Genomic DNA, 19,180 nt, shown 5'->3' with positions numbered 1-19,180 from the left:
TTCCGCCTTCACCCGACACACCCAAGGAGTATCGCCATGCCCTCGTCCACCCTCGACGGAGTCCTCTTCTTCCCCGTCACTCCGTTCACCGAGACGGGTGAGGTCGACCTGACGCGGCTCGCCGAGCACGTGGTCAAGGGTGTCGACGCCGGCCCGGGTGGCGTCTTCATCGCCTGCGGCACGGGCGAATTCCACGCGATGGAGGCGGGCGAGTTCGCCGGCGTCGTGCGCACCGCCGTCGAGGTGGCCGCCGGCAGGGTGCCCGTCTATGCGGGCGCCGGTGGATCCATCGCACAGGCGAAGGTCTTCGCCCGCGCCGCGGCCCAGGCCGGCGCCGACGGGCTCCTGCTCCTGCCGCCGTACCTCGTCACCATGCCCCAGCAGGGCCTGATCGACTACACCCGCGAGGTGGCCGAGGCCACCGACCTGCCGGTGATCGTCTACAACCGGTCCAACGCCCGCTACACCGAGGAGTCGGCCGTCGAGGTCGCCCACATCCCCAACGTCGTGGGCTTCAAGGACGGTACCGGGGACGTCGACCGGGTCGCGCGGATCGTGCGCGCCGTCACCGACTCGCTCGCCGAAAGTGGCAAGCCGTTCCAGTTCTTCAACGGGCTGCCCACCGCGGAGGTGGCCCAGCAGGCCTACCGCGCCATCGGCGTGACGCTGTACTCGTCGGCCACGTTCGCCTTCGCACCCGAGGTCGCGCTGGCCTTCTACGGGGCGCTCGAACGCAACGACGAGACGCAGATCGCGGCGCTGCTGCGCGAGTTCTTCCATCCGCTGGTCCGACTGCGTGACACCGTGCCCGGGTACGCCGTCTCGCTGATCAAGGCCGGCGTGACCATGGAGGGCGTCGACGCCGGACCGGTGCGCGCGCCGCTCATCATGCCGTCGGAGGAGGACGCCGAGGAGCTGCGCCGGATCATCGCCGCGGGTCGCGCGGTGATCGCCGACGAACTCGCCGCAGTCAGGTGACGGCCGAGCCGATCCGCATCACCGGCGCGCGCATCACGCCGGTTGCGTTCGCCGACCCGCCGCTGCTCAACACCGTCGGGGTGCACCAGCCCTACGCGCTGCGCGCGATCGTCCAACTCGACACGGACGCCGGTCTCGTCGGACTCGGCGAGACGTACGCCGACACCCGGCACCTGGCCCGACTCGAGGCCGCCGCCGAGGCCATCACCGGACTGGACGCGTTCGCGCTCAACGCGATCCGTGCGGCCATCGCCGACCGGCTCCGCGGTGACGACGCCGCCGTCGGCACCGCGGGCATGATCACCACGGCCAGCGCGGTGGACCAGGTGCTGTCGCCGTTCGAGGTGGCCTGCCTCGACGTGCAGGGCCATGCCACCGGACGGCCCGTGTCGGACCTGCTCGGCGGCAAGGTCCGCGACGCCGTCCCGTTCAGCGCCTACCTGTTCTACAAGTGGGCCGCGCACCCCGGTCGGGAGCCCGACTCCTGGGGTGAGGCGCTCGACCCCGTGGGCATCGTGGCGCAGGCCACCCGCATGATCGACGAATACGGTTTCACCGCAATCAAACTCAAGGGTGGGGTGTTCCCTCCCGACGAAGAGATGCGGGCGATCGAGGCGCTGCGCCAGGCGTTCCCCGACCACCCGCTGCGCCTGGACCCCAACGCCGCCTGGACGCCGCAGACGTCGGTCAAGGTCGCGGCCGGTCTCGCGGGCATCCTCGAGTACCTGGAGGATCCGACGCCCGGCATCGAGGGCATGGCGGAGGTCGCCGCACAGTCGCCGATGCCGTTGGCCACCAACATGTGCGTCGTCGCGTTCGAGCAGCTCGCCCCGGCGGTCGCGGCGGGATCGGTCGGCGTCGTGCTGTCCGACCACCACTACTGGGGTGGGCTGTACCGCTCGCGCCTGCTGGCGGGCATCTGCGACACCTTCGGCCTCGGACTGTCGATGCACTCCAACTCGCACCTCGGAATCAGCCTGGCCGCGATGGTGCACCTCGCCGGCGCCACGCCGAACCTCACCTACGCCTGTGACACGCACTGGCCGTGGAAGACGGAAGACGTCGTGAAGCCCGGCGTCCTGTCGATCCGCGACGGAGCCGTCGCCGTGCCGACCACTTCCGGTCTGGGCGTCGAGATCGACGACGACGCGCTGGCCGCGCTGCACGAGCAGTACGTGACGTGCGGCATCCGGGACCGCGACGACACCGGCTACATGCAGAGCATCGATCCGACCTTCCAGGCCGCCAGCCCACGATGGTGAGCCGCTAGGTTCGCGGTACGACATGCGAAGTCGCCCCGTGTGCCCGATCCTTGGGAGATGACGGCGTCGACGAGTGCAGCTTCGCGCAAACGGGGACATCCCGTCGACGAGGTCCTGCCCGTTCCCAAGTTGGCGCTGTATGGCTTTCAGCACGTCGTCGCCTTCTACGCAGGCGCGGTGCTGGTGCCGATCATCATCGCCGGCGCGATCGACCTGCCGCAGGAGCAGCTGGTCCAGCTGATCACGGCGGACCTGTTCACGTGCGGCATCGCCTCGATCATCCAAGCCGTCGGCATCTGGAAGATAGGCGTGCGGCTCCCACTGCTGCAGGGCGTCACGTTCGCGGGCGTCGCACCGATCATCGCGATCGGACTGGCCCACGGCGGAGGTGCCGCGAGCCTGCTCTACGTCTACGGCGCGGTAATCGTCGCCGGCATCTTCACGTTCCTGATCGCACCGATCTTCGTGAAGCTGCTGAGGTTCTTCCCACCGGTCGTCACGGGCACCCTCATCACCATCATCGGGCTGTGTCTGGTTCCGGTGGGCGCCCTCGACGCGGTCACGAATCCCACCACGCACGAACCGGATCCGACCAACATCCGCTGGTTCCTCTACGCGCTGGGCACCATCGCGATCATCGTCGCCATCCAGCGGATCTTCCGCGGCTTCATGGCCACGATCGCCGTGCTGCTCGGCCTGGTGATCGGCTGCGTCGTCGCATTCGCACTGGGCGACATGAACTTCGACAGGGTCGGTGAGGCGTCGGCGTTCGGCTTCACGCCGCCGTTCGTGTTCGGCATGCCCAAGTTCGACTTCGTGGCCTGCCTGACGATGATCATCGTGCTGTTGATCACGGCCGTGGAGTCGACCGGGTCGACGATCGCCACCGGCGAGATCGTGGGCAAGCGCGTCAAGGCGTCCGACATCGGCAACGTGCTGCGCGCCGACGGCGTCGCCACCACGATCGGCGGCATCTTCAACTCGTTCCCCTACACCGCGTTCTCCGAGAACGTCGGCCTGGTGCGGCTCACCGGCGTCAAGAGCCGCTGGGTGGTGGCCGCCGCGGGCGTCATCATGATCGTGCTGGGCTTCCTGCCGAAGGTCGCCGCGATCGTCGCCTCGATTCCCAACCCCGTGCTGGGAGGTGCCGCGCTGACGCTGTTCGCGACGGTGGCCGTCGTCGGCATCCAGACCCTGGGCAAGGTCGACTTCACCGACCACCGCAACCTGATCATCGTCACCACCAGCCTCGCGCTGGCGCTGTGGGTGACCTCCTATCCCGACATCGCCAAGGCCATGCCGACCGGGCTGGACCTGATCTTCGGCAGCGGCATCAGCATCGGCGCCGTCACCGCGATCGTGCTCAACATCGTGTTCTTCCACACCGGGTCGCGCGGGCCGCGGGTGGCCGGTGGCGGCTCGATCACGCTCGACGAGGTCAACTCGATGTCCGAGGAGCGCTTCACCGAGGTGTTCGGCCACGTCGTGCAGGACGTGCCGTGGGCGGTCCGGCGGGCCTACTCACAGCGCCCGTTCGCCACCACCCGCGACCTCCGCGAGGCGTTCCAGGACGCGGTGCTCACCGGGTCGTCGGAGGAACAGTCCGAACTGCTCAACGCCTTCCACGACCTGGGTGCCGAGGACGAGACCGGCACGGCGCTGGCCGTCGACCACGTCGCGCTGTCCAACCTCGACGACAGCGACCACGACGACGTCGTGCAGCTGGCTGCCGCCTACCGTGACCACTTCGGCTTCCCGCTGATCATCTGCGCCCGGGAGACCGAGCACTTCGACCGCGTGCTGCGCAACGGCTGGTCCCGCATGGACAACTCACCCGCCGCCGAGCGGGCGTTCGCCCTCATCGAGGTGGAGAAGATCGCGAACTACCGCTTCGAGGACCTGGTCGCCGACGCGAATCCCATTGCCGCCGCCCGGTTCAGCCGACTCAACGAACTCCAGTAGATGGGCCTCGAGTCCTTCAACCGCGCGACCGAGCGGCAACGCATGCACCTGCTGTTCGAAGTCTGCTCGTCGACGATCTGGGCCAGGCGGGTGCTCGCGGGGGGCCCGTTCCGCGACGTCGACGGACTCTTCGACCGCGCCGACCGGGTGCTCGCCGAGCTGCCGGACGCCGAGATCGACGCGGCGCTCGACGGCCACCCCCGCATCGGCGACCGTGCCGACAACGCCTCCTCGGCCCGCGAACAGGCCGGCATGGCGTCCGCCGACGACGCGGTCCGTGCCGAGATGGCCGCCGCGAACGCCCGGTACGAGGAGAAGTTCGGCTACGTCTACCTGGTGTGCGCGAGCGGCCGCAGCGCCGAGGAGTTGCTGTCGATCCTCCTCGACCGGCTCGACAACGACCCGGAGACCGAACGGCGGGTCATGCGCAGCGAACTGGCGAAGATCAACCGGTTGCGGCTCGACCGGCTGCTGTCGAAGGACGTCCCGTGACCCGCCGAGACGCCGGATGCGCCGATTCACGCGCCCGAGACCATCACCGGCGGTCAGGATGCATGCCATGGGCCACCTGAGCACACACGTCCTCGACGCCGTGACCGGCCGCCCCGCCGACGGGGTGGTGGTGACGCTCACCGACGCGTCGGGCGCCGAGCTGACCACCGCCCGCACCGACGCAGACGGCCGGGTGGGCGACCTCCACGAGTTCGTGACCGGCGGGCTGTACCGGTTGCGGTTCGACACCGCAGGGTATTTCGCCGCCACCGGCGTCACCGGTTTCTACCCGGAGGTGGTCATCGCCTTCGAGGTGACCGACGCGGGAGCGAAGCATCACGTCCCCCTGCTGCTGTCCCCATACGCGTACTCGACCTACCGAGGGAGCTGACGGATGTCCGAGATCATCCTGGGCAAGAACCAGTACGGCAAGGCCGAGAACCGCGTGGTGCGGATCTACCGAGACACCCCCAGGCACGAGATCCGCGACGTCAACGTCTCGACGTGTCTGCGCGGCGACTTCCACGCCGCGCACCTGGCCGGCGACCAGTCCGACGTGCTGCCCACCGACACCCAGAAGCAGACGGCCTACGCCTACGCCAAGGAGGAGGGCCTGCGCACGATCGAGGACTACGGTCTCGCGCTCGCCCGGCACTTCGTCGGCGACGTCGCGCCCGTAGAGGCGGCCCGCATCGAGATCGAGGAGTACGCCTGGCAGCGCGCCGTCGTCGAGGGCCGCGAACACGACTACACCTGGATCCGCTCGGGCCAGGAGGTCCGCACGGCCGCGGTGACGGTCGACGGGTCGGGTGAGTGGGTGGTCGGCGGGTTGAAGGATCTGACGATCCTGAAGTCGACCGGCTCCGAGTTCTCCGGCTTCCTGACCGACGACTACACGGTCCTCGAACCCACCCACGACAGGGTGATGGCCACGTCGCTGGTCGCCCAGTGGCGGTTCACCAGCACCGACGTCGACTGGGACGCCGTGTATGCCGGCGTGAAGACGCTGCTGGTGGAACGGTTCGCCGTCATCCAGTCGCTGGCCCTTCAGCAGACGCTCTACGAGATGGGCGCCGCGGTGCTGCGCGCGTACGACGTGATCGCCGAGGTCCGGCTCTCGGCGCCCAACAAGCACCACTTCCTCTACGACCTCAGCCCGTTCGGCCTCGACAACGAGAACGAGGTCTACAACGCCGACGACCGGCCCTACGGTCTGATCCAGGCCACCGTCACCCGCGACGACGCCCCACCACCGGGGCCTGCCTTCGACCTGCAGCAGGGCTGGCTCGGTTAGCCTCGGGACGATGGATCTCCACACCGTCGAGGCATTGCGCAGCCCGACGACCCGCGCCGAGCTGTGGCCGCTCGACGCCGGCGACGCGATCCTCTCCGGTGGCACCTGGCTGTTCTCCGAACCGCAACCCGGGCTGCGACGCCTGATCGACGTCACCGCGCTCGGCTGGCCACCGATCACGTTGTCCGACAGCGGGATCGAGCTGGCCGCCACGTGCACGGTCGCCCAGGTGTCGGGCCTGTCGGCCGGACTGGCCGCGAGCCACCCCCGGTGGACGGCGGCGCCGCTGCTGCACCAGTGCTGCACCGCGCTCGTCGCCTCCCCGAAGATCTGGCGCACCGCGACCGTCGGCGGCAACGTGTGCCTGTCCTTCCCGGCCGGCTCGATGATCTCGCTGCTCTCGGCGCTCGACGGGACGGTCACCGTGTGGCGGCCCGACGGCACCGAGTACGTCGTGCCCGTCACCGACTTCGTCACCGGTGCGTCGGCCAACGTCCTCGCGGTCGGCGACGTCGTGCGGTCGGTGCACCTGCCCGCGGCCGCGCTCACCGCCGGCACCGCCTACCGGAAGCTGGCGCCCTCGCCGCTGGGCCGCTCGGGCATCGTCGTGATCGGCAGGCGCGACATCGATGGCGGTCTCGTGCTGGCCGTCACCGCGGCGACCGTGCGCCCCTACGTGTTTCGCCACCCGTCGGTGCCGACGTCGGATGAGCTTGCGGCCTGGCACGCCGGCATCCCCGAGGGGCAGTGGACCGACGATGCGCACGGCGACCCCGACTGGCGTCGCGCGGTGACCCTGGTGCTGGCCGAGCAGATCCGGGCCGAACTCTCGTGAGGGTCACGGTCAACGGCGCCGACCTGAACCGGGAACCGGCGCCCGGGCAGTGCCTGCGCACCTACCTGCGCGACGCGGGCCACTTCGAGGTCAAGAAGGGCTGCGACGCCGGCGACTGCGGGGCGTGCTCGGTCCTGGTCGACGCCGAGGCCGTGCACTCCTGCGTCTTCCCGGCGTTCCGCGCCGACGGCCGGGCCGTCACCACCGTCGCCGGACTCGGCACCCCGGACGACCTGCATCCCGTGCAGCGCCGGTTCGTCGAGGCCGCCGGATTCCAATGCGGATTCTGCACGGCCGGCATGGTGACGACGGCGTCGACGTTCGACGAGGCGGACCTCGCGGACCTGCCGCAGCAGCTCAAGGGAAACCTGTGCCGCTGCACCGGGTATCGCACGATCGTCGACGCCATCGAGGGCCGGGTCAACACCGAGAAGGCCGACGGCGTGGCCACGGGCAGCTCGGTCGGCGCGCCTGCCGGCGTGCGGGTGGTCACCGGCACCGAGCAGTACACGATGGACTTCGCGCCGCCCGGTCTGCTGCACATGGCGGTGCTGTCGAGCCCCGTCGCGCACGCGCGCATCGCGTCGATCGACACCCGTCGCGCCGAATCCATCCCCGGCGTCCGCCTGGTGCTGACCCACGCGGACAGTCCGTCGCTGCGGTTCTCCACCGCGCGCCACCACAGCCGCACCGACGATCCCGACGACACGACGATGCTCGACAACGTCGTCCGCTTCGTGGGCCAGCGGGTCGCGGCGGTTGTCGCCGAGAGCGTGGCCGTCGCCGAACTCGCCTGCAGTGCCATCGACGTCGAGTACCTCGAGCTGCCTGCCGTGTTCGACCCCGAGGAGGCGACGCGACCGGGCGCCCCCGCGCTGCACGGCGACAAGACGGTCGACGCCCGCATCGCCGACGCGTCCCGCAATCTGCTGGCCGAGGTGCACGGCGGCGTCGGCGACGTCGCCGACGGCGTGGCGGCGGCCGAGGAATCCGGTGGCGCGGCAGTGCGGGAGTCCTACCGCACCCAGCGGGTCCAGCACGTCCACCTCGAGACCCACGGCTGCACCGGCTGGCGCGACGACGACGGCCGCCTGGTGATCCGCACCAGCTCGCAGGTGCCGTTCCTGATCCGCGACGAACTCTGCTACCTCTTCGGGCTCGGGCCCGACGACGTCCGCGTCTTCACCAAGCGGGTGGGCGGCGGGTTCGGCGCCAAGCAGGAGATGCTCACCGAGGACCTGGTGGCGCTCGCCGTCCTTCGGCTGGGGGAGCCGGTGCGCTACGAGTTCAGCCGCAGCGACCAGTTCACCGCCGCGCCGTGCCGCCACCCGTTCCGCGTCGACGTGACCGCGGCCGCCGACCGCAACGGCACGCTGACGGCGCTGGCGATCGACGTGCTGGTCGACGCCGGCGCCTACGGCAACCACAGCCCCGGCGTCATGTTCCACGGGTGCGCGGAGTCGATGTCGGTGTACCGCGTCGCCAACAAGCGGGTCGACGCGATGGCGGTCTATACCAACAACCTGCCTTCCGGTGCGTTCCGCGGCTACGGCCTCGGACAGGTCATGTTCGGCGTGGAGTCGGCGCTCGACGAGCTGGCCGCCCGGCTCGGGATCGACCCGTTCGACCTGCGCCGCCGCAACGTCATCGTGCCCGGCGACGACTTCGTCGACTCGCACGTCGTCGACGACGACCTCGAGTTCGGCAGCTACGGCCTCGACCAGTGCCTCGACCTCGCCCAGTCCGCGCTGCGGCGCGGCAACGGGCGGACCCCGCCGGCCGGGTGGGCCGTCGGCGAGGGCATGGCGATCGCGATGATCGCCACCATCCCGCCGCGCGGGCACGTGGCCGACGCGTCGATCACCGTCGACGCCTCCGGGACGTACCTGCTGTCGGTCGGGACCGCCGAGTTCGGCAACGGGACCACCACCGTCCACTCGCAGCTGGTGACCAGCGAACTGAACACCGTCGTCGGCAACGTCGTGATCCGGCAGTCCGACACCGACGTGACGGGCTACGACACCGGGGCGTTCGGGTCAGCGGGCACGGTCGTCGCCGGGATGGCTGTGCAGGCCGCGTGCCGCGAGCTGCGCGCGAGGATCCTGACCGCCGCCGCGGCGCTGTCCGGCATTCCCGCCGAGCGCTGCGTGCTGGGACCCAACGGCGTGCAGTGCGACGACGCGTTCGTCGGATTCGCCGACCTGCCAACCGGTTTGATCGGTCACGGCCGGCACGAGGGCACGCCGCGGTCGGTGGCGTTCAACGTGCAGGCGTTCCGCGTGGCCGTCGACACCGCGACCGGCGAGGTGCGCATCCTGCAGTCGGTGCAGGCCGCCGACGCAGGGGTGGTGCTGAACCCGCAGCAGTGCCGCGGGCAGGTGGAGGGTGGTGTCGCACAGGCGATCGGCTCGTCGCTGTACGAGGAGATGCGGGTCGACGAGTCCGGTGCCGTGACCAACACGGCTCTGCGGGAGTATCACGTCCCGCAGCTCGCGGACGTCCCCGTGACCGAGGTCTACTTCGCCGACACCTACGACCGGCTCGGCCCGCTCGGCGCGAAGTCGATGAGCGAGTCGCCCTACAACCCGGTGGCGCCTGCCCTGGCGAACGCGATCGCGCGGGCCTGCGGGGCACGGCTGCGCAGATTGCCGATGACGCCTGCGCGGATATGGCGGACGCTTACACTGATGCCCGACGTGGGGGCCCGGGCCCCGAGCGATACCGGGAGTGCATAGGAGTTCGCGGTGTTTTCCTTGGCGCGACTGTCCTGCTTCATCGCGGTCGCCGAGGAGCTGCACTTCGGCCGCGCCGCCGAGCGACTGCACATGACGCAGCCGCCGCTGAGCAGACAGATCCAGCAGCTCGAGGCCGAACTCGGCGTCCAGCTGATCGACCGCACCACCAGGACGGTCACGCTGACCCCCGCCGGGGTGGCGTTCCTCCCCGACGCGCGGCGCATCCTGCAGCTCGCCGAGGGTGCCGCGCAGACGGTGAAGCGCGTACCCGCAGGCGATCTCGGCACGGTCGTCATCGGCTTCACCGCCGCGTCCGCGCACGCCGTGCTGCCCCCGCTGCTGGAGGCCAGCCGCGCGAAGCTGCCCGACGTGAAGCTCGACCTGCGAGAGATGGTGACTGCCACGCAGATCGAGGGGCTCGTCACCGGGGAGATCGACCTGGGGATGGCGCGGCCGCCGCTCAAGCGGCCCGGGCTGGTGTCCCGTCCGCTGCTGCACGAACAGCTCATCGCGGCGCTACCCGTCGACCATCCGCTGACCACGCTGGGCAGGCAGCTCACGCTCAACGACCTCGACGGCCAGGACGTGATCATGTACTCGCCGGTGCAGGCGCGGTACTTCAACGACCTGTTGATCAGCACGTTCACCATCGCCGGCGCGACCCCCCGCTACGTGCAGACGGTCACGCAGGTGCACACGATGCTGGTGCTGGTGCGCTCCGGGATCGGCATCGCGCTGGTCCCCGCGTCGGCGGCCACGCTGCACCCCGAGGGCGTCGCGTTCCGGTCGATCGGCGCGTTCCGTGAGCGGCCCGTGGAGCTGGACGCGGTGTGGCGCAGCGACAGCACCAACCCCGCGCTGCTGCGCCTGCTGCGCGACGTACTCCCGCAGCGCGAGTGGACCACCGACGATCTGGTCGACGAGTTCGTCGGCAACTAGGCCCTACCGCGCGCCGAACTGGAGAGTCACGTCGTTCCAACGGCTCCGTAGCGACGTGACTCTCCAGTTCGGCGCGGGGTCCTGCGGGCTAGACGCGGACGGCGGGCTGCAGCACCGGGGTGACGAGCCGGCCGGTGGCCAGGAACTCGTCGAGGTTGCGCAGCGTCAACGCCTCCATGGCGGCGCGGGTCTGCACGGTGCCGCTGCCGACGTGGGGCAGCAGCACCACGTTGTCCATGCGCAGCAGTTCGACGGGCACGTTCGGCTCGTCGGCGAACACGTCGAGCCCGGCGCCGGCGAGGCGACCGGAGCCGAGCCGCTCGACCAGCGCCTGCTCGTCGACGACGCTGCCGCGGGCGATGTTGATGAGGTACCCGTCGGGTCCGAGCGCGTCGAGCACCGTCGCGTCGACCAGCTTGGTCGTACCGCTGCCGCCCGCCGCGGCGACCACGAGCACGTCGACGCCGCGCGCCAGCTCGACCGGCGACTCGACGTAGGCGAACTCCGACCCGTCGACGCGGTGGCGGTTGTGGTATGAGATCGTGCAGCCGAATGCAGTGAGCCGCCTGGCGATTGCGCCGCCGATGCGGCCGAGGCCGATGATCCCGACGCGGGTGTTGCTGACCTGGCGGGTGAGGGGATAGTTGCCCTCGATCGGCCAGCTGCCCGCCCGCAGGTAGCGGTCCGCGGCGCTGAACCGGCGCATCGCGTCGATCATCAGGCCGACCGCGGTGTCGGCGACGCAGTCGGTGAGGACGTCGGGGGTGTTGCTGACGCCGACGCCGCGCTGCTCGGCGGCCGCCACGTCGGTCGTGTCGTAGCCGACGCCGAAGTTCACGACGGCGCCGAGGTTCGGCAGGGCCGCCATCAGGTCGGCGTCGACGCCGGTGCGGCCGGAGGTGACGACGGCGGTGACGGCGGAGCCCGACCCGTCGAGGAACTCGGCCCGCGCTGCCGGGTCGTCGGGCAGCTCGACCGCGCCGTAGTCGGTCCGAAGGGTCTCGGCCAGTGACGGCTTCAGCGGACCCACCTGAAGAACCTGGTGGTCGGAACGGTGGCCTGCACCGGGTGTGGTGGACACGGCTGTCTCCTCGTGATGGCTCGAAATGCCTCGCATGCTCTAGAAGGACCGTAGAGAGGCGCGCGAATACCTGTCCAACTCGGAAATAGCATGGCTTGATGCCCAACCTGCATAACTAGCGGTTTACGGACCGCTGGCGAGTATCGGCCCAGCGTGCTGACGGTCATATCCGCACGTCAGAGTGGCTTTGATCACCTCCGAAGGTGCTCTTGGTACGTCGGCGAACCGTCGAATCGGGCCATTTGGCGCGGTTGACGCCGTTTCCGGACCGCTCCTACGGTGTGTCTACCGTCACAGACGTCATCCACATACGTGGACGCTCACGCCGACTTCCGGAGGAACAGATGACCGCACCCGGTCAGTACCGGCGCATCCGCCGCGCGGCGACCGCCGCGATGGCGACGGCCGCGGCCTGCCTCGTCGCCGCCGGCTGCACCGTCGCCAACTCCGGTCAGGGCGGATACGACCCGAACACGCTGCGCATCGTCCTGCCGCAGGAGCCGCCGACGCTCGAGCCGTGCGAGGGATCGTTGACCTCGACGGGCATCGTCGTCCGGTCCAACATCACCGAGCCCCTGGTCGAGCGCGACTCCACAACCGGCGACCTGCAGCCGCTGCTGGCTACCGAGTGGAGGCAGACAGCACCCACCGAGTGGACGTTCACGCTCCGCGACGGTGTCACCTTCTCCGACGGCGCACCGTTCACCTCCGAGGACGCCGCCTTCTCGATCGACCGAACGGTGAACTCGGACCTGCAGTGCAACGTCGACGGGTACGTGTTCGGCGACGAGAAGCTCACCCTGGCGACGCCGGACGCCAAGACCGTGGTCGTCGGCACCACCGAGCCGGATCCGATTCTGCCGCTGCGCATCTCGTTCGTCGAAATCGTGCCGCGCACCACCAGCGTCACCGAGAAGGTGCGCGAGCCCATCGGCACCGGTCCGTACACGATCCAGGACTGGCAGTACGGCCAGAAGCTGATCTTGGCCCGCAACGCGACCTACTGGGGCAAGCCCCCCGCCTTCGCCAAGGCCGAATACAAGTGGCGCAGCGAGGGCAGCGTCCGCGCCGCGATGATCACCAACGACGAGGTCGACATCGCCACCGGGCTCGGACCCGAGGACGGCGCAGGCGATCTCGGCGTGCCGTTCCAGAACAACGAGACCACCGCGCTGCGGATCACCGGTAACGAGGCGCCGCTGAACGACATGCGCATCCGGCAGGCGATCAACTACTCCGTCAACCGCACCGGCATCGTCAAGGCGCTGTTCCGCGGACTCGGAGAGCCCGCCGCGCAACTCATCCCCGAGGGCGTGATCGGCTACAACGACCAGCTGGAGCTGTGGCCGCACGACCCCGAGAAGGCCCGCCAACTCGTCGACGAGGCCCGCGCCGACGGCGTCCCGGTCGACAAGCAGATCCGGTTGATCGGCCGCAACAGTCAGTTCCCCGGCGTCACCGAGACGGTCGAGGTGATTCAGAGTGAACTCGCCGACGCCGGCCTCAACGTCAAGATCGAGATGATGGACACCGCCGCCCAACTCGAGTACCAGCTGCAGCCGTTCCCCGCCAACGCCGGACCGTTCCTCGCACTGATCCAGCACGGCAACCAGGCCGGTGACGCCGCCTTCACCGTCGACCAGTACATGCGCTCGAACGGCGCCCAGAGTGCCTTCGGCACACCGGCATTCGACGAGCAGATCGCCGCGGCGGGCAGGCTCACCGGTGAGCAGCGCCAGCAGGCCTACGCGCAGATCTTCGCCGACGAGCCGCGGGAGATCCTCCAGTTCGCCTACATCGCCCACATGCGCGGCATCCTCGGCAAGTCCGAGCGCGTCGACTACACCCCCAACCCGGCCACGGGCGACGAGATGCTGCTGGCGGCCATGACGCCGACCTCATCCGACCGCACCGACCAGTCCTGACACTCCGCCGTCTCGAGAAGGGCCCACCCATGTTCTCCTTCGTCCGGCGCCGGATGTACTCCAGCGCACTGCCGTTGATCATCGTGCTGCTCGGGGTGTTCCTCCTCGCACGGCTCACCGGTGATCCCACCAACCTCTACCTGCCGGAGTCGGCGACGCCCGACCAGCGGGCGGAGTTCGCCGCCGCCAACGGGTTCAACGATCCGCTGATCACCCAGCTGATCGACTACTTCAAGGGCGTCCTCCACCTCGACTTCGGGACCTCGCTGCGCACCGGTCAGTCCGCCTCGGAGATGGCACTGCGCGCCTTCCCCGCCACGCTGCAGCTGGCCTTCGCGACGATGCTGCTGGCGATCGTCGGCGCCGTGGTGATCGGCTGCTGGGCGGCCTACCGCCCCAACTCGCTGGCCGACCGGTTCTCCAGCCTGCTGTCGATGACGGCGGCGAGCATCCCCGACTTCTGGTTTGCCATCACCGGTGTCTGGCTGTTCGCGGTGCTGCTGGGCTGGCTGCCGACCTCGGGCACCGACGCGGGAGTGCTGTCCTGGGTACTGCCGATCGCGACGCTGATGATCCGGCCGCTGGGCGTCCTCACCCAGGTGGTGCGGGGGGCCATGGTGTCCGCACTGTCCGCGCCGTACGTGCGCCTGGCCCGCAGCAAGGGTGCCGGCGACTTCCGCGTCGTCACCCACCACGCTCTGCGCAACGCGGCGGCGCCCGCCCTCACCGTCGCCGGTGACCTGGCGGTCGGCCTGATCAACGGTGCGGTCGTGGTCGAGGCCATCTTCGGCTGGCCCGGCATCGGCAAGCTGATGATCGACGCGATCCTGCAGCGCGACTTCGCCGTACTGCAGGCCGCCGTCCTCCTCACCGCCGTCAGCATCTTCGTGCTCAACATCGCCATCGACGCCGGCTACGCGCTGCTCGACGCACGCGTCCGGGAACCGGCCAAGGTTTAGATGTTCCCCCCGTCGCTTCGCTCGCCCAGAAGGAGCCCACGACCATGAGCACTCAACTCGATCTCGTCCCGGTCAAGCCGACGACCGCCATCGTCGGCGAGGCGGGGAACACGCGGAAGTCGGCAGGCTCGGTGTGGTTCCGCCTCCTGGTCAACGACCGGGTGGCCGCCGCCGCCGCCGTCGTCCTCGCACTGGTGTTCCTAATCGCCGCATTCGGTCCGATGCTGGTGGGCACCCTCGCCACCGACATCGACCTGGACAACTCGAACGCGCCGCCGTTCACCCTCGCCCACGGCTGGGCGGGCATCCTCGGCACCGACCCGCTGGGCCGCAGCATGCTGGCACGTCTCGTCGTCGCCTGCCAGACCACCCTCTCGGTCGCCATTCCGGCCGTGCTGATCTCGGCCATCATCGGCTCGATCGTCGGCATGTGGGCCGGCTTCTACCGGGGCTGGCGGGAGACGCTCGCCATGCGCGTCGCCGACGTCATCATGAGCTTCCCGTCGCTGCTGCTCGCGGTCGTGGTGCTCTACGTGTTCTCGCCGAGCGCGGCCAACATCGTCCTCGTCCTCGCGGTCACCCGCATCCCCGTGTACCTGCGCACCGCCCGCGCCGAGTCGGCCGAGCTGTCGTCCCGCGTGTTCGTCGACGCCGCACGGACGTTCGGTGCCAGTGGGCGGTCGATCATCATGCGCCACGTCCTGCCGATCGTCCTGCCGACGCTGCTCACCGTCGCCACGCTCGACTTCTGCTACGTGATGCTCGCCGAGAGCTCGCTCAGCTTCCTGGGCATCGGCATCCAGCCGCCGGACGTCAGCTGGGGCCTGATGGTGTCGCAGGGCCGCACCTACCTGCACACCGCATGGTGGCTGTCCTTCTTCCCCGGCCTGGCCATCGTGATCACCACGGTGTCGGCCACCATCCTCGCCGCGTGGGCCCGCATCGCCACCGACCCCGCCCAGCGCTGGCGACTCACCGTGCCGCAGAAACGCCTGTCCCGCTTCGCCAAGACCGGAAAGGCCCTCTAGATGACCGCCGTCGCAGAACACCCCGGAGCCGAACGCGTCGACGCCGATCCCGCACTGCGGGTCGACGGCCTCACCGTCGACATCCGCACCATCACGGGCACCGTCCGCGCCGTCGACCACGTCTCGTTCTCCGCCCACCGCGGTGAGACGCTCGCGCTGCTGGGGGAGTCGGGGTGTGGGAAGTCGATGACGGCCACCGCGCTGGTGGGCCTGCTCGAACCGGTCGCCGAGGTGACCGACGGCACCGCCATGATCACGGGCCGCGACGAGACCGCCGACCTGCTGGCGGTCGACCGCAAGACGCGCAGGAAGATGGCGGGCACCGAACTCGCGATCGTCTTCCAGGACGCGCTCACCGCGCTGAACCCGCTGTACACCGTGGGAACCCAACTGGCAGAACCGTTCCGCATCCATCAGGGCATGAAGGCCAAGGAGGCCCGCGCCAAGGCCGTCGAACTCATGACGCGCGTGGGCATCCCGCAGCCCGAGGAGCGCCTCGACAGCTACCCGCACCAGTTCTCCGGCGGCATGCGCCAGCGGCTCCTGATCGCGATGGCCGTGGCGCTCAACCCGCGCGTGCTGATCGCCGACGAGCCGACCACCGCGCTGGACGTCACCGTGCAGGCGCAGATCATGGCGCTGCTCAAGAGCCTTCGCTCCGAGTTCGACATGGCCGTCGTACTGATCACCCACGACCTCGCACTAGTGGCCGAGGAAGCCGACCGGGTCGCCGTCATGTACGCGGGCACCGTCGTCGAGACCGGGCCCGTCGCCGAGGTGTTCGCCGACCCCAAGCATCCCTACACCAAGGGGCTGCTCGACTCCGTGCCGGTGAACGCCGAGCGCGGCGCGCACCTCAAGTCCATCGGCGGCTCGCCACCGGACCTGCACTCGGTACCCAAGGGCTGCGTCTACCAGGCGCGCTGCCCGCTGGCCGCCGAGGTCTGCGTCACGACGCGGCCGGCCCTGCAACTGGTCGGCGCCACGAGGCAGTCGGCGTGCCACTTCCCCGAGGAGGTTCGAAATGTCTGATCCCACGCAGCCGGAGGAGCAGCTGCTCACCGTGCGCAACCTGGTGAAGACGTTCCGGGTTCCCGGTGGACGCAAGGGTTCCGGCAACAACACGCTGCGCGCGCTCGACGGCATCGACCTCGACCTGTCCCGGGGGCAGACGCTGGGACTGGTCGGCGAATCGGGTTGTGGCAAGTCCACTCTCGCGCGAACGCTGATGATGCTGGAACGACCGGACTCGGGCACCGTGACGTTCGACGGCATCGACCCCTTCGGGCTGCGCGGCAAGGAGCTGCTGAACTTCCGGCGCCGCGTGCAGATGGTGTTCCAGGATCCGTACGCGTCCCTCAACTCGCGCATGTCGGCCGGTGACCTGATCGCCGAGCCGTGGCGCACGCACCGCACGCTGCACGCGTCGAAGGCCGACCGGGACCGTCGCGTCCTGGAGCTGCTCGACCTCGTCGGCCTCGGAGCCAAGGCGGCAGGCAAGTACCCCCAGGAGTTCTCCGGCGGTCAGCGGCAGCGCATCGGCATCGCTCGCGCGCTGGCACTGGACCCCGACGTCATCATCTGCGACGAACCGGTGTCCGCACTCGACCTCTCGGTGCAGGCGCAGGTGCTCAATCTGCTCAACGACCTCCAGCAGCAGCTCGGGATCAGCTACGTGTTCATCTCCCACGACCTGTCCGTCGTGCGGCACGTCGCAGACCGGGTGGCGGTGATGTACCTGGGCCGGATCGTCGAATCCGGTCCCACCGAGGCGGTGTTCGAGCGCCCCGAGCACCCGTACACCGCGGCGCTGACGTCCGCGGCGCCCAAGCTGGACGCGGCCAGCCGCGGCGACCGGATCCTGCTCAAGGGCGAGGTGCCCTCGCCGATGAACCCGCCGTCGGGCTGCCGGTTCCGCACCCGGTGCTGGAAGGCGACCGACGTCTGCGCCGAGGAGCGCCCGCCGCTGTCGCTCGACCTCGAGGTCGCGGGACACGGCGCGGAGTGCCACCACCCCGTGTCCGAGGACCGCGCGGCCGTCGCCGCCGGCGCGTGAGCACCGTCCGTGATCGTCGCCGGTGAGCGTCACCGCCTACGCGATCATCGCCACCGCGGTCCTGCTCGCATCGTGCCTGCAGGCGTCGATCGGCTTCGGCATGGGGATGCTCGCCGCCCCGGTGGTCGCGCTGGTGGACCCGGGGCTGATCCCCGGCACGCTGATCATGCTGGCGACACTGGTCACCCTGATGGTCGTGATCCGCGAGCGCACGGCGATCGACGTGTCCGGCACCGGGTGGGCGCTGATGGGCAGGGTCCCCGGCACGGTGGCCGGTGCGCTGCTGCTGACCGCCATACCGGAACGCGCACTGGCGATCCTGATCGCGGCCGTGGTCCTGGGCGGGGTGTTCATCACCAGCCTCGGCTGGGTCCCGGAGCTACGACGCCGCAACCTCGTCCTGGCCGGCGCGACGTCGGGTGTCCTCGGGACCGCGACGGCGATCGGTGGCCCACCGATGGCGCTGGTGTGGCAGCGCAGCACCGGCCCGGAACTGCGCGGCACGATGAGCAGCTTCTTCCTGATCGGGTCGCTCCTGTCGCTCGGGATGCTCGCCATGACCGGCGCGGTCGACGCGCACACCTTCGGGACGTTCGCCACCCTGCTGCCGGCGTGCATCGCCGGGTACGCCCTGTCCCGCGTCGTCAACCGCCTGTTCGACCAGCGCAGGCAGCGGTGGACGGCGATCGCCGTGTCGGCGCTGGGTGCGGCCGTGCTCGTCGTGCAGCAGGTCGTGCTCGCGTGAGCGGCCGGAACCCGGCCGGCGCGGGGGCGGTCTGATGGCCGCGCCGCAGGCCGACCCGCCGGAAGCGTCTGCGCCGTCGACCACGTCGCGCTCGGGCGTCAAGTCGGCGGTCCGCACCGTCGAGCTGCTCGAGTTCCTGGCCGCCCGGCAGGACCGGCCCACCAGCATCCGCGAGATCTGCGAGGCGCTCGGGATGCCGCGCAGCAGCGCCCACGCCCTGCTCCGCACCCTCATGGCGCAGGGCTGGGTGCGCGCCGACGGCTCGGGGACGCTGTACGGCATCGGCATTCGCGCGCTGCTGGTCGGTACCAGTTATCTCGACAGCGACCCGTACCTGCCGATGATCACGCCGTTCCTCGACGAGCTGCGCCACGACCTCGACGAGACGTTCCATCTGGGGCGGCTGGACGACGGCGACGTCGTCTACCTCGCGACGCGCGAGTCGCGCCAGTATCAGCGCGTCACCAACCGGGTGGGGCGGCGGCTGCCCGCCCACGCCACCGCGTTGGGCAAGGCGCTGCTGGCCGATCGGTTCGGCGCCGAGCGCGACGCTCATCTCCCGGACGTGCTTCGCTCCGTCACCCCGAAGACGCTCACCGATCGAGCCGGACTGCAGGAGTCACTGGAGAACGCGCTGGTGCGCGGCTACGCGACCGACGACGAGGAGAACACCGTGGGCACGCGGTGTTTCGCGGTGGCGCTGCGCTACACCCGGCCGGCCCAGGACGCGATCAGCGCGTCGGTGCCGATCGCCCGGTTGACGCCGGCGCGGGAGCGCGAAATCGTCGAGGCGCTCTGCGCGGTGGGGGACAAGGTCACCCGGGTGCTGCGGCCGGTGGCCAACGGTGACAAGTGGTTCAGCGCGTGACGGGCCCGGCAGATGTCATGC

At 70.0% G+C, this 19,180-nt stretch carries 17 protein-coding genes; 16 read left to right on the top strand and 1 reads right to left on the bottom strand.

Annotated features, from left to right (window positions below):
• Nucleotides 1-36 precede the first annotated feature (36 nt).
• The 9 genes from G6N64_RS01640 (at nucleotide 37) to G6N64_RS01600 (ending at nucleotide 10,497) form a co-directional block, all read left to right on the top strand.
• Nucleotides 37-978: a 5-dehydro-4-deoxyglucarate dehydratase gene (locus G6N64_RS01640; protein ID WP_163795332.1), complete on the top strand. Its 942-nt coding sequence runs from the start codon at nucleotides 37-39 to the stop codon at nucleotides 976-978.
• The gene (locus tag G6N64_RS01635; RefSeq protein WP_163795331.1) at nucleotides 975-2,240 is read left to right on the top strand and encodes a glucarate dehydratase family protein; all 1,266 of its coding nucleotides are present in this window, start codon (nucleotides 975-977) and stop codon (nucleotides 2,238-2,240) included. The genes G6N64_RS01640 and G6N64_RS01635 overlap by 4 nt, the downstream gene beginning before the upstream one ends.
• A 57-nt stretch (nucleotides 2,241-2,297) precedes the next feature.
• Entirely contained in the window at nucleotides 2,298-4,202 is a 1,905-nt protein-coding gene (locus G6N64_RS01630; protein ID WP_163795330.1) for a PbuX/PucJ/PucK family nucleobase permease, read from the top strand.
• Entirely contained in the window at nucleotides 4,203-4,694 is a 492-nt protein-coding gene (gene uraD / locus G6N64_RS01625) for a 2-oxo-4-hydroxy-4-carboxy-5-ureidoimidazoline decarboxylase (RefSeq protein ID WP_163795329.1), read from the top strand.
• Nucleotides 4,695-4,761: 67 nt separating this feature from the next.
• Complete coding sequence (uraH, locus tag G6N64_RS01620) at nucleotides 4,762-5,085, top strand: hydroxyisourate hydrolase (RefSeq protein WP_163795328.1); 324 nt, start codon at nucleotides 4,762-4,764, stop codon at nucleotides 5,083-5,085.
• 3 nt (nucleotides 5,086-5,088) lie between these two features.
• Entirely contained in the window at nucleotides 5,089-5,988 is a 900-nt protein-coding gene (gene pucL, locus G6N64_RS01615; RefSeq protein WP_163795327.1) for a factor-independent urate hydroxylase, read from the top strand.
• 10 nt (nucleotides 5,989-5,998) lie between these two features.
• Nucleotides 5,999-6,823 (top strand): FAD binding domain-containing protein, encoded by an 825-nt coding sequence (locus tag G6N64_RS01610; protein ID WP_163795326.1) that lies wholly within the window; start codon nucleotides 5,999-6,001, stop codon nucleotides 6,821-6,823.
• Entirely contained in the window at nucleotides 6,820-9,558 is a 2,739-nt protein-coding gene (locus G6N64_RS01605; protein ID WP_163795325.1) for a molybdopterin-dependent oxidoreductase, read from the top strand. Before G6N64_RS01610 ends, G6N64_RS01605 begins: the two co-directional genes overlap by 4 nt.
• 9 nt (nucleotides 9,559-9,567) lie before the next feature.
• A complete protein-coding gene (locus G6N64_RS01600; protein WP_163795324.1) occupies nucleotides 9,568-10,497 on the top strand; it encodes a LysR family transcriptional regulator in 930 nt (309 codons plus the stop codon).
• Between the two features lie 88 nt (nucleotides 10,498-10,585).
• Here G6N64_RS01600 and G6N64_RS01595 read toward each other — a convergent pair whose 3' ends face one another.
• The gene (locus G6N64_RS01595; protein WP_163795323.1) at nucleotides 10,586-11,614 is read right to left on the bottom strand and encodes a 2-hydroxyacid dehydrogenase; all 1,029 of its coding nucleotides are present in this window, start codon (nucleotides 11,612-11,614) and stop codon (nucleotides 10,586-10,588) included.
• Between the two features lie 359 nt (nucleotides 11,615-11,973).
• On the opposite strand from G6N64_RS01595, the gene G6N64_RS01590 reads away from it, so the two are divergent.
• Genes G6N64_RS01590 through G6N64_RS01560 form a run of 7 tightly spaced genes read left to right on the top strand, consistent with a single transcriptional unit; the run spans nucleotide 11,974 to nucleotide 19,159 of the window.
• Nucleotides 11,974-13,503 carry an ABC transporter substrate-binding protein gene (locus tag G6N64_RS01590; RefSeq protein WP_163801360.1) on the top strand — a complete coding sequence of 510 codons (1,530 nt, stop codon included), beginning with the start codon at nucleotides 11,974-11,976 and terminating at the stop codon, nucleotides 13,501-13,503.
• Nucleotides 13,504-13,532: 29 nt separating this feature from the next.
• Nucleotides 13,533-14,462: an ABC transporter permease gene (locus G6N64_RS01585; protein WP_163795322.1), complete on the top strand. Its 930-nt coding sequence runs from the start codon at nucleotides 13,533-13,535 to the stop codon at nucleotides 14,460-14,462.
• A 44-nt stretch (nucleotides 14,463-14,506) separates the two neighbouring features.
• On the top strand, nucleotides 14,507-15,490 hold the full coding sequence (locus G6N64_RS01580; protein ID WP_163795321.1) for an ABC transporter permease: 984 nt from the start codon (nucleotides 14,507-14,509) through the stop codon (nucleotides 15,488-15,490).
• Nucleotides 15,491-16,522, top strand: a complete 1,032-nt coding sequence (locus G6N64_RS01575; protein ID WP_163795320.1) for an ABC transporter ATP-binding protein — start codon at nucleotides 15,491-15,493, stop codon at nucleotides 16,520-16,522.
• Complete coding sequence (locus G6N64_RS01570; protein ID WP_163795319.1) at nucleotides 16,515-17,546, top strand: ABC transporter ATP-binding protein; 1,032 nt, start codon at nucleotides 16,515-16,517, stop codon at nucleotides 17,544-17,546. The genes G6N64_RS01575 and G6N64_RS01570 overlap by 8 nt, the downstream gene beginning before the upstream one ends.
• Nucleotides 17,547-17,568: 22 nt before the next feature.
• Nucleotides 17,569-18,291 (top strand): sulfite exporter TauE/SafE family protein, encoded by a 723-nt coding sequence (locus G6N64_RS01565; protein ID WP_163795318.1) that lies wholly within the window; start codon nucleotides 17,569-17,571, stop codon nucleotides 18,289-18,291.
• A gap of 34 nt (nucleotides 18,292-18,325) precedes the next feature.
• Nucleotides 18,326-19,159, top strand: coding sequence for an IclR family transcriptional regulator (locus G6N64_RS01560; protein WP_163795317.1), 834 nt, complete (start codon nucleotides 18,326-18,328; stop codon nucleotides 19,157-19,159).
• Nucleotides 19,160-19,180: the final 21 nt, after the last annotated feature.

The organism is Mycolicibacterium sediminis (genome assembly GCF_010731735.1).
GTDB lineage: Bacteria > Actinomycetota > Actinomycetes > Mycobacteriales > Mycobacteriaceae > Mycobacterium > Mycobacterium sediminis.
The sequence above is the reverse complement of the archived record's forward strand: the minus strand, read 5'-3'. Positions and strand labels throughout refer to the sequence as shown.

Bases quoted from the DNA above. Each gene is read 5' to 3' on its own strand.
- G6N64_RS01580 (WP_163795321.1), top strand. From the start codon at position 14,507: ATGAGCACTCAACTCGATCTCGTCCCGGTCAAGCCGACGACCGCCATC.
- G6N64_RS01590 (WP_163801360.1), top strand. From the start codon at position 11,974: ATGGCGACGGCCGCGGCCTGCCTCGTCGCCGCCGGCTGCACCGTCGCC.
- G6N64_RS01575 (WP_163795320.1), top strand. From the start codon at position 15,491: ATGACCGCCGTCGCAGAACACCCCGGAGCCGAACGCGTCGACGCCGAT.
- G6N64_RS01560 (WP_163795317.1), top strand. From the start codon at position 18,326: ATGGCCGCGCCGCAGGCCGACCCGCCGGAAGCGTCTGCGCCGTCGACC.
- G6N64_RS01595 (WP_163795323.1), bottom strand. From the start codon at position 11,614: ATGCGAGGCATTTCGAGCCATCACGAGGAGACAGCCGTGTCCACCACA.
- G6N64_RS01640 (WP_163795332.1), top strand. From the start codon at position 37: ATGCCCTCGTCCACCCTCGACGGAGTCCTCTTCTTCCCCGTCACTCCG.
- uraH (WP_163795328.1), top strand. From the start codon at position 4,762: ATGGGCCACCTGAGCACACACGTCCTCGACGCCGTGACCGGCCGCCCC.
- pucL (WP_163795327.1), top strand. From the start codon at position 5,089: ATGTCCGAGATCATCCTGGGCAAGAACCAGTACGGCAAGGCCGAGAAC.
- G6N64_RS01570 (WP_163795319.1), top strand. From the start codon at position 16,515: ATGTCTGATCCCACGCAGCCGGAGGAGCAGCTGCTCACCGTGCGCAAC.
- G6N64_RS01610 (WP_163795326.1), top strand. From the start codon at position 5,999: ATGGATCTCCACACCGTCGAGGCATTGCGCAGCCCGACGACCCGCGCC.
- G6N64_RS01585 (WP_163795322.1), top strand. From the start codon at position 13,533: ATGTTCTCCTTCGTCCGGCGCCGGATGTACTCCAGCGCACTGCCGTTG.
- G6N64_RS01630 (WP_163795330.1), top strand. From the start codon at position 2,298: ATGACGGCGTCGACGAGTGCAGCTTCGCGCAAACGGGGACATCCCGTC.
- uraD (WP_163795329.1), top strand. From the start codon at position 4,203: ATGGGCCTCGAGTCCTTCAACCGCGCGACCGAGCGGCAACGCATGCAC.